Here is a 16,822-nt window from a genome sequence, read left to right on the forward strand (position 1 = left end):
CTATGCGCAACCCAACCCGGGAGCCACGGCGATGAACGCTGCAGATAAAGCATCACCCGTAACCCTGACCACGCTGCAACGCATGCGGGAAAACGGTGAGAAGATCGCGATGCTCACCTGTTATGACGCCGCGTTTGCCGCACTGCTCGATCGTGCCGGCGTCGATGTCCTGCTGGTCGGGGACTCGCTGGGCAACGTCATTCAAGGGCACAAGACGACGTTACCGGTGACCCTCGAACAAATGTGTTACCACACGGCGTGCGTCGCACGCGGTGCGCACCGCCCCTTCATCGTCGCCGACCTGCCTTTCGGCAGCTACCAGCAAAGCCCCGAACAGGCGTTCGCCAGCGCAGCACAACTGATGGCGGCCGGCGCCCAAATGGTGAAGCTCGAAGGGGGCATGCCGATGGTCGATACCGTGCAATTCCTGGTCGAACGCGGTATCCCGGTCTGCGCCCACATCGGCTTCACCCCGCAAGCGGTCAACCAACTGGGCGGGTACCGAGTGCAAGGGCGCTTGGAGGCGGAAGCCGAACGGCTCTATCTCGAAGCCTCGGCGCTGGAGTCTGCTGGTGCGGCGATGATCGTGCTCGAAATGGTGCCGCGCGCGGTCGCAAAAGAGGTCACCCGCCGCACCGACGAAATGATCACGATCGGCATCGGCGCCGCCCCCGAATGTCACGGGCAAGTGCTCGTCCTCTACGACATCCTCGACATTTTTCCGGGACGCAAAGCCCGTTTCGTACAAAACTTCCTTGCCGGCGCAGAAAGCATCCACGCTGCGGTTGCCGCGTACGTCAACGCCGTGAAAAGCGGCGCGTTTCCCACGGAAGCGCACTGTTACTGACGCGGTGCCGCAAAACATCGAACCGATCCGACGACGCACGGAGGGGTGATGGACCGCACGTTACAGACCTTCACGACGATCCGCGCCTGGCGCGAACACCGCGCCACGCTCGGTGAGGTGGCTTTCGTCCCGACGATGGGCGCGCTGCACGAAGGCCATTTGGCGCTCGCACGGCAAGCGCTCGCGCGCACGCCCAACGTGGTGGTGAGCATCTTCGTCAACCCGCTGCAATTCGGTCAAAACGAAGACTACGGCCGTTACCCGCGGATGCTCGAACGCGATGCGGCGCTGTTGCAATCACTCGGGGTGCCGTATCTCTTTGCGCCCGACGTCGCGGAAATGTACCCGGAGCCGCAGCAGTTCTTCGTCGAACCCCCGGAACGCTACGCCGCGATTCTGGAAGGAGCCGCGCGCCCGGGTCACTTCCGCGGTGTTGCTACCGTGGTGATGAAGCTCTTTGCGATCATCCAACCCACGATCGCCCTCTTTGGCAAGAAAGATTACCAACAGTTGATGATCCTACGCCGCATGGTGGAACAATTCGCGTTGCCGATCACCATCGAAGCGGGCGAGACCGTCCGCGCCGACGACGGATTGGCGCTCTCTTCTCGCAACGCCTACCTCTCGCCAGCGGAACGGCAGGAAGCGCCGCGGCTCTTCCAGGTGCTCAAAGCCACGGCCGACGCCCTCCGTTCGGGGCAAGGGGATTATGCTGCGCTGGAACAAGAGGCGATCGCCACGCTCGCCCGCCACGGCTGGCAACCGGATTACGTTGCGATCCGGCGGCAACACGACTTGCAGCCACCTTGCTGCACCCCGCCCGATTTGGCCGCAGAACCCCTTGTCGTCTTGGGCGCGGCCCGCTTGGGAACGACACGGTTGATCGACAACATCGAGGTGGGGTGAAGAAGATCACCCCATTGGTCGAAGGGTAGCCTACTCGCGAGCGACAAAAAAACCCGGCCATAAGGCCGGGGGTAATCTCCTCTTTGTGAAGCGGGCATTACGCCCGCCCTCCTCCATCTGTTCGTCAGCCTTTGAGCTGCTCCAGGATCGCTGGGTTTTCGAGCGTCGAGGTGTCTTGGGTGATCTCTTCGCCCTTCGCGAGCTGACGCAGCAAGCGGCGCATGATCTTGCCGGAACGGGTCTTCGGCAGGTTGTCGCCAAAACGGATCTCTTTCGGTTTGGCGATCGGCCCGATCTCTTTCGCCACCCAGTTCTGCAGCTCTTTGACGATCTGCGCCGCTTCTTCTCCTTCGGGACGCGGGCGCGTCAAAACCACGAACGCGACGATCGCCTCGCCGGTGACTTCGTCCGGACGACCGACCACCGCCGCTTCGGCAACGAGTTCGTGCGCCACCAGCGCCGATTCGATCTCCATCGTCCCCATCCGGTGTCCTGAGACGTTGAGCACGTCGTCGATCCGGCCCGTGATGGTGAAGTAACCGGTTTCGGGGTCACGAATCGCACCGTCTCCTGCCAAGTAGAGCTTGCCTTGGAAGTCCGCCGGATAGTAGGACTTCTTGAAGCGCTCCGGATCGCCCCAGATGGTACGGATCATCGACGGCCACGGCTTCTTGATCACCAGGAAGCCGCCCTGACCCCACGGGACTTCGTTCCCCGTCTCATCGACCACCGCAGCCTGAATCCCCGGGAACGGCAGCGTGCACGAACCGGGCACAAGCGGCGTGGCACCGGGCAACGGCGTGATCATATGGCCGCCGGTTTCGGTCTGCCACCAGGTATCGACGATCGGGCACCGTTCACCACCGACTTCGCGATAGTACCACTCCCACGCCGCCGGGTTGATCGGCTCGCCCACCGACCCGAGGATCCGCAGCGACGAGAGGTCGAAACGCTTGGGATGCACGTCCGGGTTGCTCTCCGACGCCTTGATGAGCGCCCGGATTGCGGTTGGCGCGGTATAGAAGATCGAAACCTTGTGCGCTTCGATCATCCGCCAGAAGCGGCTGGCATCCGGGTAGGTGGGCACCCCTTCGAAGACAACCTGGGTGGCGCCCACCGCAAGCGGCCCATAACAGACGTAGGTGTGACCGGTAATCCAGCCGATATCCGCGGTACACCAGAAGATGTCCTCTGGTTTGTAATCGAACGTCCACAGCATCGTGAGCGCCGCGTGGGTGAGATACCCACCGGTCGAGTGCTGTACCCCCTTCGGCTTCCCGGTCGAACCGGAGGTGTAGAGCAAAAAGAGGGGATGTTCGGCTTCGACCCATTCGGGCTCGCACACGTCGCTCTGCCCAGCGATCGCGTCGCTCCACCACAAGTCGCGACCTTCTACCCAATTGATTGCCATGCCGGTGCGTTTGTTCACGATCACCTTCTCGACCGTGTCGCACCCGCCCATGCCGATCGCCTCATCGACGATCGCTTTCAACGGCAACTGCTTACCGCCGCGGAACTGACCGTCGGAGGTGACGACCACTTTCGCGCCGGCATCTTGGATGCGGTCTTTGAGCGCCTGCGCCGAGAAGCCACCGAACACCACCGAATGGGTTGCGCCGATGCGCGCACACGCTTGCATCGCCACCACCCCTTCGACGCCCATCGGAAGGTAGATCACCACGCGGTCGCCTTTTTTTACGCCCAGCGCTTTGAGCGCATTGGCAAACTGCGCAACCCGCTTCAACAATTCCGCGTAGGTGACTTTCGTGACCTGGCCATCGTCCGATTCGAAGATGATCGCCACACGGTCACCTTTCCCCGCTTCGACGTGGCGGTCCAGACAGTTGTACGAGGCGTTCAACACCCCGTCGGCAAACCACTTGAAGAACGGCGCGTTGGATTCGTCCAGCACCTGGGTAAACGGTTTTTTCCAGGTCAATAGATTACGCGCATGGTTGGCCCAATACCCTTCGTAGTCCCGTTCCGCCTCTTCACAGAGCCGGCGGTAGTGGTCCATCCCCGAGACCGCAGCATTTTTGACCAACGCTTCTGGCGGGTAGTAGAGCTTTTGTTCGCTCATGGCCTGACACTCCCTCTCACTTGTGGAACAAAAATCAATGTATCGGCATTATCTTACAGCAACCTTACACACGACAAGCGATCGTGCGTTGGTGGCGTTTTCGATACAATCACGGCAGAGACAACCAGGGAGTGCCACGATGACCACCACCATTCGCGAAGCCGACTTCATCGAATCGATTGCCGACGCGTTCCAATTCATCAGTTACTACCATCCCCTGGATTTCGTCCAGGCGATGGCTGAAGCCTACGAAAACGAACAAAACCCAGCGGCCAAGGACGCCATCGCCCAAATCCTGACCAACTCGCGCATGGCCGCCGAGGGACACCGCCCCATCTGCCAGGACACCGGAATCGCCGTCGTTTTTCTGAAAGTGGGGATGAATGTCCGCTTCGACACCACGAAAAGCCTGCAGGAACTGGTCGACGAAGGGGTTCGGCGCGCCTACACCAATCCCGAAAATCCGCTGCGCGCCTCGATCCTGCGTGACCCGGCGGGCAAACGGCAAAACACCCGTGACAACACCCCTGCGGTCGTCCACTTCGAACTGGTGCCCGGTGACACCGTGGAAGTGATCTGTGCCGCGAAAGGGGGCGGTTCGGAGAACAAAGCAAAACTGGCGATGCTCAACCCGTCCGACTCGATCGTCGACTGGGTGCTCAAAACCATCCCGACACTGGGCGCCGGGTGGTGCCCGCCGGGGATTCTCGGTATCGGCATCGGCGGCACGCCGGAAAAAGCGATGCTGCTTGCGAAAGCGGCGTTGATGGACCACATCGACATCCACAAACTGCAAGAAAAGGCGGCCAAGGGCGAAACCCTCTCCACCGTCGAAGCACTGCGTCTGGAACTCTACGAAAAGGTCAACGCCCTGGGAATCGGCGCGCAAGGGCTGGGGGGACTGACGACGGTACTGGACGTCAAAATCCTCGACTACCCCACGCACGCAGCGAGCTTGCCGGTTGCGCTCATCCCCAACTGCGCCGCAACGCGCCACGTCCATTTCACGCTCGACGGCTCTGGCCCGGCGGAACTCACGCCGCCGCGCCTCGAAGACTGGCCGAAAATCACCTGGACTCCGGATCTCAAACAGGCCAAACGGGTCGACCTCGACACCCTCACCAAAGAAGAGGTGGCGACGTGGCGAGCGGGCGACATCCTGCTCCTTTCCGGCAAACTCCTCACCGGCCGCGACGCGGCGCACAAACGGATCGCCGACCTCCTGGCCAAAGGCGAACCGCTACCGGTCGATTTCACCAACCGGGTGATCTACTACGTGGGCCCCGTCGACCCCGTTCCCGGTGAAGTGGTCGGCCCTGCCGGCCCCACCACCGCGACCCGTATGGACAAATTCACCCGTATGATGCTCGAAAAGACCGGGTTGATCGCGATGGTGGGCAAAGCCGAACGGGGCCCGGAAGCGGTCGCCGCGATCCGCGACAACAAAGCCGCCTATCTGATGGCGGTGGGTGGTGCTGCGTACCTGGTAGCGAAAGCGATCAAGAAAGCCCGCGTCGTCGCGTTCGAAGATCTGGGCATGGAGGCGATCTACGAATTCGAAGTCCAAGACATGCCTGTGACCGTCGCGGTCGATAGTGAGGGGAACAACGTCCATGAACGCGGTCCCCAGGAGTGGCGGGTCAAAATCGGCAAGATTCCGGTGAAATCGGCGTAGCCGGACCGATTCGCTCCCTACCCCAAGGGGGATGAAGGGTGTCGGCGATGGCCCCTCTTCCGGCGCGGCGCAAGTTACCAATCGGAATCCAATCCTTCCGGAAGATTCGTGAAGGGGGCTTTTACTATGTCGACAAGACACCCTTCATCGCCGCGCTGGCCGAAGGCGCCAACTACTACTTCCTTTCCCGCCCGCGGCGCTTTGGCAAATCGCTCTTTCTCGACACGCTGGCTGCCGAGCAGGAGGGCTGCCCGCTTTCCCGTTCAGAGGTGCGCGCCTGGTACAACGGCTACTGGTGGGGGGGAAACGCTCGGGTCTACAACCCGTTCGACGTCCTGCAGCTCTTGCGTTTCCGCACATTCCGTCCGTGGTGGTTCGAAAGCGGGACGCCAACCTTCCTGGTCGAACTGCTCAAAGAGCGCGCCTTTTTCACCCCCCCGGCTCGAACGCCTCTTTGCCACCGAAGCGCTCCTGTCGTCGTTCGACGTCGAAGCGATCGAACCCGAAGCCCTCCTTTGGCAGACCGGCTACCTCACCATTGCCGACGCCCACTCGGCTGGAGGGCTCATCGAGTACGAGCTCACGCTGCCCAACACCGAAGTGCGCACCGCGCTCAACCAAGCGCTAACCCACGTGCTCCTTCCTTCCCGTCCGGGTGAGAGCCTCACCCAAATCGTCCGGATGTTGCAACAGGGTGACTCCGAGGGCCTGCAGCGCCACTTCGTCCGTCTTTTCGCTTCGATATCGCACGACTGGTACCGCAACAACCCGATCGCCCAGTATGAAGGGTATTTCGCGAGTGTCTGCTACAGTCACCTGGCCAGCCTAGCGTTACCGCTCAAAGCGAAAGCGGTGAGTGAAGCAGGACAGGTCGACCTCGTGATCGAGGCGGGTGCGACGGTTTGGGTGATCGAATTCAAAGTGGTTTTCGGAGAGGCTGCCACAGGGGAAGCCCTGGCCCAAATCCAGGCACGTGACTATGCCGCCCCCTATCGCGGCAAGCCAGGCGTTGCCCGTGTGATCGAGCTTGGCGTGGAGTTCAGTAAGACCCGCCGAACCTTGGTCGGATGGCACGCGCACGAATGGGTCGCCCAACTTTAGCGCGATGACAGACGCCCTATGCTATAATGCGCCCCGCTTCTCATCCGCCGGCATAGCTCAGCTGGTAGAGCAACCGCCTTGTAAGCGGTAGGTCGTCCGTTCGAGTCGGACTGCCGGCACCAGGTCATGACCAAACCCCACCACACCCTCACCGTCGCGTCGGAAACGGTCGCCGTTTACCGCAAAGCGATCAAACACCTCTACCTGCGCGTGCGTCCCGAAGACGGCACGATCTGCGTCTCCGCACCGCGCTTCGTTTCCGATAGCGCAATCCGCCACTTCGTCCTGAGCAAATGGGAGTGGATCGCGCGGCAGCGCACGCGCCTGGCGCACCACCCTTCTCCCGGAAAGCCCCTGGTAGACGCTGCGTGCCTTACCGTAGCGCAACCGCTCTGGTTCGAAGGCAAGCCATACCGCTTGGTATGGGTACCCGGCACCGCACGCGCGGCTGTGCACCGCGACGCGGCGACGCAAACGGTCACGGTTGCGGTGGCGCACACGACCCCTCCGGAACGGGTGGCGCGTGCGGTGGAGGCGTGGCTCCGCGCCGAACTCAAAACGCGTGCGGCGGCGCTCCTCGCCCAATGGGCGCCCCGTGTCGGGGTAACCGTTGCCGACTGGGGCATCAAACGGATGAAGACGCGTTGGGGCACCTGCAACGTCCGCGCCCGCCGCATCTGGCTCAACCTGGCGTTGATCGCCCACCCTCCCGCCTGCCTGGAATATGTGGTGGTGCATGAGCTCGCCCACCTTCTGGAGCGCCACCACAACGCCCGTTTTCACGCGTTGATGGACCGGTTTTTGCCCGATTGGCGCGCGCGCCAGGCGCAACTCAATGGTATTCCCCATCGCGATGCGTTTTCCGAACGGGGAAACTAGGCCGCCCGACACAGCCGCACCGTCACCGGTCGAGCAGCCAGCCCATCGTCGCCAAGCCGGCGAACGTCATCGCCACCGAACCGCCCAGATGCAGCAGCACGGAAACCGCAAACCAACCGTAGCGTTCGTGTTGCAGCAAGTGCACCAGTTCGGCTGAGAAGGTGGAAAAGGTGGTCAAGCCGCCACAAAAGCCCGTAACGATGAAGAGCCGCCACGCCGGAGCCAGGTTGGGCAGCGCGGTGATCCAGCCAAGCGCCAAGCCGATGAGGTAGCCGCCCAATAGGTTCGCAGCGAGCGTCCCCAGCGGGATCGTCGTCCACAGCCAGTTGAGCTGCACCCCCAGCCACCAGCGCAGCACCGCGCCAAAGCCCGCGCCGACGAAAACGGCCCCCACCGTCCGCCATGTTTCGGTCATCGGTTTCCTTCCCTAGCGTTTCGTCTCTCTAGCGCAACGACCGCGGCACCAGCGCTCGGAGCGGATAGGCCAACACCACCAGCGCGGGCGGCAGCGCAGCAAGAAGCGCCGCCGCGCCGCTCAGCACCGCAACGCGTGCAGCCGAATCGGCCGGCACCGCGCCCCAGAGCCGATGGGCGAGCAGGCGCAGCGGGTCGCCGTCGAAGCCGTACGCACCGAGCCAGGTACTCCAGACTGGGCTCAACCACTGGTACCCGGCAAACACGAACAGTGCGGCGGCGCCAGCGGCAAGCAGCGCCCCCAACCAGACCCGGTGCCACAGCGGCAACAGGGTGGTGATACGCCCTCCACCCAGCGCAAAGCGCAACGCGCACGCCTCTGCAGTCGCGCGCGCCGCATGCGCGATCAGCGCGCCAAGCGCCGCAAACCACAGCAGCGCTACCAGTGCCCCCAGCCCCTGCGCCAGACGCGTGCCCCACGTGTGCCACGCCTGCCACCGCGTCAACCACGTCGCGTCATAGACCACCTGGCGGACGTCAGGGCGTTCGCGAAGCGCCCCGACGGCATCGGCAAGCGCGTCGGCATCCCACTGGCGCGGCACGAGCCGCACCACGGGCGGCAACACCAACGCGGCGGTGATTTCGGAGTCTTCCAGACGCAACAGCGCGCGGACATCGTCGTCAGAAAGACGTTCTGCACGCTGCCACTGCCCCGTTTCTGAAGCAGTGCGCACGAAGGTTTGTGCCGCGGCATCGGCGTCGAGTGCGAAGACGACCATCACCGCGAACTGGTCGCGCTGCGCTTGGAGCCAAAAGGATAACGACGCCACGAGTACCCCCAGCCACACCCCCCACGCGACCACGCCACCCAGCGTCACCGCGTGCCAAAGGAGTCCGGAAATGCGTCGCGTGCGGCGGAGGGTCACGGGTGCACGTCCTCCACTACGCGGCCGCGCACCAGCGTCACCCGCCGCACGGGTTGCTCATGAAGAAACGGCACGTCGCCCCCCGTCGCGACCAAGACGGTTGCGCCGGCAGCGTGCGCTGCGGCAATGAGGCGCCACAAGCGCATCGCGGTTTCCGTGCACGCTCCTGCGGTGGGTTCATCGAGCAACAACAGGATTGGCGCATGGAGCACGGCGCGAACCCACAGAGCGAGTTGCCGTTCCGAGCCCGAGAGTTCGTGCGGGAACAACTCGGCTTGTTCGGCAAGTCCCAATTCGTCGAACCATTGCCGAACCCGAGCGTGCGCGCGGCGGCGTGGCGTCCCCTGGACGATGAGCGGCAACGCCACCGATTCGATTACGGGTTGATCGGCGATGAGCGGCCATTCGGCAAAGAGCATCCCAACCCGACGCCGCCAATAGGGAAGCGCGCGCGCCGGCAACCGTTGCAGTGAGACGTCGTCCCACCACACCTCCCCTTGGGTGGGGCGCAGCAGCGCTGCGATGATGCGCAACAACACGCTCTTACCTGCATGACGCGCGCCACGAAGCCACACCCACTCGCCCCGCGCAATGGTAAGCGTCACCCCCGCGAGGATCGCAAGGCCCGGTTGCGGCGCATAGGTGAGGTCCTGCACGCGAATCATAAGCGGCGCGCGCTCATTCCAAGCGTTCTAAGCCCACCAGCGCGGCGACGAAGTCGCGCGCGACAAACGGCCGAAGGTCATCTACCCCTTCGCCGACACCGACGAAACGAACCGGTTTCGGCAACCGTTTCGCAAGCGCCGCAATCACACCTCCTTTTGCGGTGCCGTCGAGCTTGGTGAGAATGAAACCGGTGACGCCGATCGCTTTGTCGAACGCTTCGGCCTGCGCGATCGCGTTTTGACCGATATTGGCATCGAGCACCAGCAGCACTTCGTGCGGCGCGCTGGGTTCCGCTTTTTGAATCACCCGTCGCACCTTGGCGATCTCTTCCATGAGGTGGAGTTGCGTGGGCAAGCGCCCCGCGGTATCGACGATGAGCACGTCATAGCCGCGCGCTTTCGCGGCCTGCACCGCATCGAACGCCACCGCGGCGGGGTCACCCTTCTCTTGCGCGATCACCGGCACGCCGTTACGTTCGCCCCAGATCACCAACTGTTCGCGCGCCGCGGCACGAAACGTGTCGCCCGCAGCCAGCATCACCTTCTTGCCTTGCGCTTGGTACCAACGGGCGAGTTTCCCGATCGAGGTCGTCTTGCCGGCGCCATTTACGCCCGCCACCATGATCACGAAGGGGTGCGCGACGCTGACGTCGAGCGGCGCTTCCAAAGGCGCCAACAACGTTTCGAGCTCGTCGGCCAGCACCTGACGCAGCGATTCGGCCGCTTCCAGCCGGTCCCGCTTGATCCGCTCACGGATCCGCGCCATCAGGGTTTCGGTCACCTCGATACCGCAATCGGCCATCAGCAGGGTGGTTTCGAGCTCTTCCAGGAACGCTTCGTCGATCTTGCGCCCGGTAAAGAGCGAAACCAATTGCCCGCGGGTGCGCGACAAGCCCGCTTTGAGGCGGTGCAACCAACTGAACATGGCGAACCTTTTGTCCGTTTTGCCGTCGAATCTTGCGATTCTAAACGATCCCCTTGGGAATCGGCTATCATCGCGCGATAACGAAAGGAGCAGCTGATGAAGCGATGGCTATCGATCGCGGTTTTTTCCGTGTGGTTTTTCGGTTTCGGCCCGGCGCAGGCTGAGACGCAACCACAGCCCACCTCAACGGACGCGCCGCACGTCGTCACCGCTCGGCTCGACAACGGCATGGAAATCTTGGTGGTTCCGGATCATCGCGCACCGTCGGTCGTGCATATGGTCTGGTACGACGTCGGCAATGTCGACGAGCCCGCAGGCAAGAGCGGTGTAGCCCATCTGTTCGAACACATGATGTTCAAAGGAACGAAGACGGTACCCGCGGGGGAATTCAACCGCCGCGTCGCCGAACTGGGTGGGCAGGACAACGCCTTTACGAGCCGCGATTACACCGCCTATTTCCAGCAGGTGCCCCCGCAAGGGTTGCCCACGGTGATGGCGCTCGAGGCGGACCGCATGGTGAACCTCACGTTCGACCCCGACGCGTTTGCGAAAGAGCGCAACGTGGTGATCGAAGAGCGTAAGCTCCGTACCGACGACGTCCCCGAGGCGCTGGGGTACGAAACCCTCATGGCGACGCTCTTCTTCGCCCACCCTTATCGCAATCCGATCATCGGCTGGCCCACCGATCTTGCGGCGCTTACGCTCGACGACGTCAAAGCGTGGTACGCCCGCTGGTACGCCCCCAACAACGCCCATTTGGTAGTGGTGGGCGACGTCGACCCGGAATCGGTCATTGCCGAAGCCAAACGCATCTACGGGCAGATTCCTGCGAAACCGGTCCCGACCGTGCGCGAACGGACCCGCACCGACGAACCGCCACAGCACGGGCCGAGACACGCGGTGGTCTATGGCAAAACGGAACTACCCAGCGTGACGCTTGCCTGGAAAGTACCCCCACTCACGGACCCGGACCGTGATCGTACCGTCGCAGCTTTGGTGGCGTTGGCCGCGGTGCTCGACGGCTTCGATGGCGCGCGCCTGCCGCAGGCACTGGTGAAAACGCAGAAAATTGCCGTTTCGGTCTCCGCCAGTGCCGACGTGATGGGCCGCGGCCCGGGCATTTTCGCGCTCGACGCCCAAGCCGCCCCCGGGGTCTCCCCAGATCGGCTCGCCGCGGCGCTCTATGAGGCGGTTCAGCGCGTTGCCCGCGAGGGGGTCACCCCAGCCGAACTCGAACGCGTGCTGCGTCAGTACGAAGCGCAGCAAGTCTATCAGCGCGACTCCCTGATGGGACAAGCGATGCGCATCGGCATGGCGCGCGCGGTGGGGTTGCCCTTTGATGCCGAAGTGCGCTTCTTACGCCTCTTACAAACCGTGACGCCTGCCGAAGTGCAGCAAGCGGCGCAACGGTGGTTCGACCCAACGACGATGACCCGCGTCGATGTCCTGCCGCAACGCGCCACTCAGGAATCTGAAGAGGAGCGGACGCAATGAGTGCCCCCCGGATTGCCCATTCACGCCTGTTCCCACGCCGTCTGCACCATTGGCTGACCACGGTGGCTTTGGCCCTGCTCGTGGGGTTTGGTTTGACCACGCCGGTTCGGGCCGCGGTGAGCGACCGCTTCGTGGTTGACGGGGTTCCCGTCGACTTCGTGATGAGCCCCGGCATCCCTCTGGTCGACGTCATCGTTTCGTTCGACGCGGGCAGCCGCCGCGACCCGCCCGGCAAAGCGGGTCTGGCGGCGCTCACGCGAACGCTCCTCACCGCAGGCACGACGCAACACGACGAACAGGTGCTCAGCGAGGCGTTTGCCGACCTGGCAACCGAGCTCACCGGCGACGTCGACCCCGACCGCGCGACGCTCTCTTGGCGAACCCTAGCAAAACCGGAAATTCGCACCGCCGCCGCAGCGCTGGTTGCGGAGGTGCTCAGCGACGCCACCTTTCCCGATGCGGTCTTTGCTCGGGAACAGGCGCGCATGATCGCCGGGTTGCGCGATGCGCTCACCCGTCCGGAGGTACTGGCCGAACGGGCATTCACCGCGGCGATCTATCGCGACCACCCGTATGGGCAACTGACCACGGAGGCGTCGCTGACCAGTCTGACGCGCGACGACGTCGTCGCGTTCTTCAAACGCCATTACACCCGCGCCACGGCTCAGGTGACGATCGTCGGCGCGCTCACCCACGACGAAGCCGCGGCGTTGGCGCGCACACTGATTGCCGCGCTGCCTTCGGGCGAAGCGTTGCCGGCGCTGCCCCCGGTACCCGCTCCGGCGTCGACGCCGCAGACGATCGTTCGTGACCATCCGTCGGAACAGACCCATTGGGCGATTGGCATGGCGGTGCTGTCGCGCGACGACCCCGACTATTTCCCGTTGCTCGTCGGCAACTGGATCCTGGGCGGGGGAAGCTTCAGCTCCCGCTTGATGCACGAGGTACGGGAGCGGCGGGGCTACGCCTACAGCGTCTATAGCGCGCTCGAGCCCCTGGCACAGCCTGGCCCGTTCGTCATCCGCCTGCAAACCCGGGGCCGTCATGCCGACGCGGCGCGCGAGGTGGTCGCTGCTACGCTCGCGCGGTTCCTCGCCGAAGGGCCGACACCCGAAGAGCTGGCGTTGGCGAAACGCGCGCTCGCCGACGGCTTCGGCTTACGGATCGACTCCAACCGCAAGCTCGCTGCGTTTCTTTCCGTGGTCGGCTACTACCGACTGCCACCCGACTGGCTCGAACGCTACCCCGAAGCGGTGCGCGCGGTGACGCTCGAACAGGTGCACGACGCGTTCCGGCGGCGCTTCGACCCGAACGCGCTCGTTTGGGTACGGGTGGGCGGCGCAGGCGACCAACCCAACGCCCCAAGTTCCGCGTCGAACGCGCCTCCGGCACCCGACGCGGCGGCGACGGCGCACTGAACGCCAGGCAGCGCAACGAATATGGGGCACGTTCGCATCATCGGTGGCGAATGGCGGGGGCGGCGCCTCACCTTTCCCGAAGCGCCCGGGCTGCGCCCCACCCCGGACCGGGTGCGCGAAACGCTCTTCAACTGGTTGGGACAGCGGCTGAACGGCCAGACGTGCCTCGACCTTTTCGCCGGTAGCGGCGCGCTCGGTTTCGAAGCGGCGTCGCGCGGCGCGCAACGGGTATTCCTGGTCGAACGCAACCGGCGGCTCGCCGCGTCACTGCACCGCTGGGCGCAAACTCTGGCGCCGGAAAGGGTAGCCGTGGTGGTGCGCGATGCGTTACAATGCGCGGCGGCGTGGAGGGAGCCGGTCGATCTGCTCTTTCTCGACCCACCCTACCGCGCCGGCTGGCTAGAGAAGCTCACTCCGCACCTCGATCGCCTGGTCAAAGCAACCGGCACGATCTACGCCGAAGCCGAAGCGCCGATCGACTGCTTGGGGGCGTGGCAGGTGGTTAAGCGGGGTACGGCCGGTCAAGTCCATTACCATTTGCTGGAGCGTTTGCCGCAAACGAATTCCGATGAGGCCCAGTAACAGCACAGTCGTCTATCCCGGCACCTTCGACCCGATGACCAAAGGGCACGAAGATCTGGTGCGCCGCGCGGCGCGGCTTTTTCCCGAACTGATCGTTGCGGTGGCGCGTAGCCACGGGAAAAACCCGCTCTTTTCGCTGGAGGAGCGGGTCGCGATCGCGCGCGAGTCGCTCGCTGATCTTACCAACGTCACCGTGGTCGGGTTCGACGGGCTCTTGGTCGATTTTCTGCGCGCCAACGGGGCGCGGATCCTCCTGCGGGGCTTACGCGCGGCTTCCGATTTCGAGTACGAATTTCAAATGGCGGGGATGAACCGCAAGCTCTATCCGGAAATCGAAACGGTCTTCTTGACCCCGGCAGACGAATACATGTTCATCTCTGGGACGATGGTCCGTGAAATCGCCCGACTGGGTGGTGACGTCTCGCGCTTCGTCACCCCCGCAGCGCTCCACTACCTGCAAAGACGACTCTCGTAACCTTTCCCCAACCCTTGAGGAGTAACGCAATGGCTCTGAAAATCACCGAAGAGTGCATCAACTGCGACGTCTGCGAACCGGAATGCCCCAACAACGCGATCTATCAGGGCGACGAAATCTACGAAATCGACCCGGACAAATGCACCGAATGCGTCGGCCACTACGATGAACCGCAATGCCAGCAGGTGTGCCCGGTCGACTGCATCATCGTCGACCCGGAGCACCAGGAAACCAAAGAGCAGTTGATGCAGAAATTCCTCAAACTCACGGGCGGGAACTGACGCCAACGCATCACCGCTCAATCGTCGAGGGGGATCTTCTGATCCCCTACCGCGACTGCGGTGATGCTGTTCTTCGGGCTCCCTTCGATCAAGCGGTCCGAATAGGTCAAATAGACCAGCACGTTGCGTTTGCGGTCGACCATCCGCACCACCTGCACCTTCTTGAAAATCAACGACGCCCGTTCGGAAAAGATCGAATCCTGTTGCGGCAGCGGACGCTTGAAGCGGATCGGAGCCACCTGGCGGCACGCGATCGACGCATCCGACGGGTCTTCGGCAACGCCCAGCGCCCCTTTGATCCCGCCCGTTTTCGCGCGCGAAACGTAGCAGACCACGCCGTCGACGTCCGGGTCGGGAAACGCTTCGACCACGATCTTGTGGTTCGGCCCGATCAATTTCCACACCGTCGACACTTCGCCGATCTCTTCACCGGACGCAAGCGACGCCGTGAGGAAAAGGCCAAGCGCAAACCCAACCGATTGGGCGCAGCTTCGCTTCATGGCACAATCTCCCTAACCGTGTGACGCCAAGCGCAGCGATCGTACCATGATTCCCTGGCTCGACCCTACCGCGCCGCCCCACTTTCCGACCACGGCGTCGGCGCTTACCGAACCCAACGGGCTGCTTGCGGCAGGCGGGGCGCTCACGCCGGCGTGGCTCGTGACCGCGTACCGCCACGGGATCTTCCCCTGGTACCAAGGCGGAGAGCCGATCCTGTGGTGGTCGCCCACACCGCGCATGGTGTTGCTGCCGGAAGCGTTTCGTCTGCACCGTTCGCTCAAGAAGCGCATGAAGCAGGTGCCGTTCGTTACCCGCGTCGATACCGCGTTCGATGCGGTGATCGCGGCGTGCGCCACCACACGTCGCGAAGGCACCTGGATCACGCCAGAGATGATTGACGCGTACACGACGCTGCACCGCCTGGGGTTTGCGCACAGCATCGAAGTGTGGCACGACGATCATCTGGTGGGCGGCCTCTACGGCGTCTGTCTCGACCGCATCTTTTTCGGCGAGTCGATGTTTCATTTCGAGCCAGATGCGTCGAAAATGGCGTTGGCGCGCTTGGTTCTGGAAGCGTTCGAACGAGGAATCGTGCTGATCGATTGTCAAATGAGCACCGCGCACCTCCGTTTCATGGGAGGCATGGCGATCCCACGCGACGCGTTCGAGACGGTGCTGGCGCGCGCGATCACCGCCGCTCCCGCACCGCAATGGTGGGGAGACGCGGCGCACCGTAGCGGTGACGCTGCTTGCGAAATGCCGTCTCGTGGCGGCGCACCCTGCACCACGAGGGAGCTGGTGACGTGCCTGACACCGTGGCTTGCGGCCGCACGAGCGCGGGCGCCGGCGTTGCGCGAGGCATTCGCATGAACCAACGGAGCCCTTTGACGCCGCAAGAGCGTTGGGCTTGGTACGCTTCGGCTCCCTACCCCTGCCCCTACCTGCCGGGCCGCACGGCACGCTCCCGGGTGATGCTCCCTTTTGCCGAACCGACCCTCTTCGACTATCAAGAGCTGCTGCAACGCGGCTTTCGCCGCAGCGGCGAACACCTCTACGCCCCGGCGTGCGACGATTGCCGCGCGTGCATTTCGGTGCGGGTACCGGTGGCGCGTTTTCAACCCAACCGCAGCCAGCGACGCGCCGAAAAGCGGCTTTCGCAGCAACTGACCGCACGCGAACTCCCGCTTGCGTTTCACCGCGACCACTATGCGCTCTATGCGCGCTACGTCTCGTTGCGCCACGCATTGCCAGAAGCGGAACGCAGCGAACAGGCCTATATCGAGCACCTGTTGTGGAGTCCGTTCGATACCCGCTTGGTCGAATTTCGCACCGCGGAAGGCGTGCTCAAAATGGTCTCGCTCATCGACGTGCTGCCAGACGCCCTGTCAGCGGTCTACACCTGGTACGAGCCCGAAGAGCCGCACGCCTCCTATGGAACCTACGCGATTTTGTGGCAGATCGCGCAGGCGAAACGCGCCGGGTTGCGTTACGTCTACCTGGGGTATTGGATTGCCGGATCGCGCACCATGGCGTACAAAGCGCGCTTCCAGCCGCTCGAAGGATTCTGTCCCGGCCGCGACGCCGAATGGCACCCGGTCACGCCCCCGTTGGCGGCCGCGCATCCTTCGCGTTAGAATCGTTGCGTCTTTCCTC

The 16,822-nt window shown here is 63.6% G+C and carries 17 protein-coding genes, 1 tRNA gene and 1 pseudogene; 13 read left to right on the forward strand and 6 right to left on the reverse strand.

Going from position 1 to position 16,822, the window contains the following annotated elements; all coding sequences use genetic code 11:
• The first annotated feature begins 31 nt into the window (after nucleotides 1-31).
• Nucleotides 32-847: a 3-methyl-2-oxobutanoate hydroxymethyltransferase gene (gene panB, locus HPTL_RS08340; RefSeq protein ID WP_119336141.1), complete on the forward strand. Its 816-nt coding sequence runs from the start codon at nucleotides 32-34 to the stop codon at nucleotides 845-847.
• Nucleotides 848-895: 48 nt separating this feature from the next.
• A complete protein-coding gene (gene panC / locus HPTL_RS08345; RefSeq protein WP_119335574.1) occupies nucleotides 896-1,753 on the forward strand; it encodes a pantoate--beta-alanine ligase in 858 nt (285 codons plus the stop codon).
• Nucleotides 1,754-1,877: 124 nt separating this feature from the next.
• Here the strand turns inward: panC and acs are convergent, their stop codons facing one another.
• Nucleotides 1,878-3,833 (reverse strand): acetate--CoA ligase, encoded by a 1,956-nt coding sequence (gene acs, locus HPTL_RS08350; RefSeq protein WP_119335575.1) that lies wholly within the window; start codon nucleotides 3,831-3,833, stop codon nucleotides 1,878-1,880.
• A 139-nt stretch (nucleotides 3,834-3,972) separates the two neighbouring features.
• Between acs and HPTL_RS08355 the strand changes: the two genes are divergently transcribed.
• The 4 genes and pseudogenes from HPTL_RS08355 (at nucleotide 3,973) to HPTL_RS08375 (ending at nucleotide 7,488) form a co-directional block, all read left to right on the forward strand.
• On the forward strand, nucleotides 3,973-5,508 hold the full coding sequence (locus HPTL_RS08355) for a fumarate hydratase (RefSeq protein WP_119335576.1): 1,536 nt from the start codon (nucleotides 3,973-3,975) through the stop codon (nucleotides 5,506-5,508).
• 47 nt (nucleotides 5,509-5,555) lie between these two features.
• Nucleotides 5,556-6,609, forward strand: a pseudogene (locus HPTL_RS11490) (AAA family ATPase).
• 46 nt (nucleotides 6,610-6,655) lie between these two features.
• A tRNA-Thr gene (locus tag HPTL_RS08370) sits at nucleotides 6,656-6,731 on the forward strand.
• 4 nt (nucleotides 6,732-6,735) lie between these two features.
• Nucleotides 6,736-7,488 carry a M48 family metallopeptidase gene (locus tag HPTL_RS08375; RefSeq protein ID WP_119335579.1) on the forward strand — a complete coding sequence of 251 codons (753 nt, stop codon included), beginning with the start codon at nucleotides 6,736-6,738 and terminating at the stop codon, nucleotides 7,486-7,488.
• Between the two features lie 22 nt (nucleotides 7,489-7,510).
• Here HPTL_RS08375 and crcB read toward each other — a convergent pair whose 3' ends face one another.
• From crcB to ftsY, 4 genes are read right to left on the reverse strand one after another with little or no spacing between them, the layout of a single operon-like run.
• Nucleotides 7,511-7,903, reverse strand: a complete 393-nt coding sequence (crcB, locus tag HPTL_RS08380) for a fluoride efflux transporter CrcB (protein ID WP_119335580.1) — start codon at nucleotides 7,901-7,903, stop codon at nucleotides 7,511-7,513.
• A gap of 28 nt (nucleotides 7,904-7,931) precedes the next feature.
• A complete protein-coding gene (locus HPTL_RS08385) occupies nucleotides 7,932-8,828 on the reverse strand; it encodes a cell division FtsX domain-containing protein (RefSeq protein ID WP_119335581.1) in 897 nt (298 codons plus the stop codon).
• The gene (locus HPTL_RS08390; RefSeq protein WP_119335582.1) at nucleotides 8,825-9,493 is read right to left on the reverse strand and encodes a cell division ATP-binding protein FtsE; all 669 of its coding nucleotides are present in this window, start codon (nucleotides 9,491-9,493) and stop codon (nucleotides 8,825-8,827) included. The genes HPTL_RS08385 and HPTL_RS08390 overlap by 4 nt, the downstream gene beginning before the upstream one ends.
• Nucleotides 9,494-9,506: 13 nt before the next feature.
• Nucleotides 9,507-10,418, reverse strand: coding sequence for a signal recognition particle-docking protein FtsY (gene ftsY, locus HPTL_RS08395; RefSeq protein WP_119335583.1), 912 nt, complete (start codon nucleotides 10,416-10,418; stop codon nucleotides 9,507-9,509).
• Nucleotides 10,419-10,514: 96 nt separating this feature from the next.
• Here ftsY and HPTL_RS08400 point away from each other — a divergent pair, with 96 nt between their 5' ends.
• Genes HPTL_RS08400 through HPTL_RS08420 form a run of 5 tightly spaced genes read left to right on the forward strand, consistent with a single transcriptional unit; the run spans nucleotide 10,515 to nucleotide 14,668 of the window.
• Nucleotides 10,515-11,912: a M16 family metallopeptidase gene (locus HPTL_RS08400; RefSeq protein ID WP_119335584.1), complete on the forward strand. Its 1,398-nt coding sequence runs from the start codon at nucleotides 10,515-10,517 to the stop codon at nucleotides 11,910-11,912.
• Complete coding sequence (locus tag HPTL_RS08405) at nucleotides 11,909-13,330, forward strand: M16 family metallopeptidase (protein WP_119335585.1); 1,422 nt, start codon at nucleotides 11,909-11,911, stop codon at nucleotides 13,328-13,330. Before HPTL_RS08400 ends, HPTL_RS08405 begins: the two co-directional genes overlap by 4 nt.
• Nucleotides 13,331-13,351: 21 nt before the next feature.
• Entirely contained in the window at nucleotides 13,352-13,912 is a 561-nt protein-coding gene (rsmD, locus tag HPTL_RS08410; protein WP_119335586.1) for a 16S rRNA (guanine(966)-N(2))-methyltransferase RsmD, read from the forward strand.
• On the forward strand, nucleotides 13,899-14,387 hold the full coding sequence (coaD, locus tag HPTL_RS08415; RefSeq protein ID WP_119335587.1) for a pantetheine-phosphate adenylyltransferase: 489 nt from the start codon (nucleotides 13,899-13,901) through the stop codon (nucleotides 14,385-14,387). Before rsmD ends, coaD begins: the two co-directional genes overlap by 14 nt.
• A gap of 29 nt (nucleotides 14,388-14,416) precedes the next feature.
• Nucleotides 14,417-14,668 carry a YfhL family 4Fe-4S dicluster ferredoxin gene (locus tag HPTL_RS08420; RefSeq protein WP_119335588.1) on the forward strand — a complete coding sequence of 84 codons (252 nt, stop codon included), beginning with the start codon at nucleotides 14,417-14,419 and terminating at the stop codon, nucleotides 14,666-14,668.
• Nucleotides 14,669-14,685: 17 nt separating this feature from the next.
• Here the strand turns inward: HPTL_RS08420 and HPTL_RS08425 are convergent, their stop codons facing one another.
• The gene (locus tag HPTL_RS08425; RefSeq protein ID WP_119335589.1) at nucleotides 14,686-15,168 is read right to left on the reverse strand and encodes a CreA family protein; all 483 of its coding nucleotides are present in this window, start codon (nucleotides 15,166-15,168) and stop codon (nucleotides 14,686-14,688) included.
• Nucleotides 15,169-15,214: 46 nt separating this feature from the next.
• Here HPTL_RS08425 and aat point away from each other — a divergent pair, with 46 nt between their 5' ends.
• Together aat and HPTL_RS08435 are read left to right on the forward strand one after the other, a co-directional pair.
• The gene (gene aat, locus HPTL_RS08430; RefSeq protein ID WP_119335590.1) at nucleotides 15,215-16,039 is read left to right on the forward strand and encodes a leucyl/phenylalanyl-tRNA--protein transferase; all 825 of its coding nucleotides are present in this window, start codon (nucleotides 15,215-15,217) and stop codon (nucleotides 16,037-16,039) included.
• Nucleotides 16,036-16,803, forward strand: a complete 768-nt coding sequence (locus tag HPTL_RS08435) for an arginyltransferase (protein WP_119335591.1) — start codon at nucleotides 16,036-16,038, stop codon at nucleotides 16,801-16,803. The genes aat and HPTL_RS08435 overlap by 4 nt, the downstream gene beginning before the upstream one ends.
• Nucleotides 16,804-16,822: the final 19 nt, after the last annotated feature.

Origin of the sequence: Hydrogenophilus thermoluteolus (assembly GCF_003574215.1) — a bacterium.
GTDB lineage: Bacteria > Pseudomonadota > Gammaproteobacteria > Burkholderiales > Rhodocyclaceae > Hydrogenophilus > Hydrogenophilus thermoluteolus.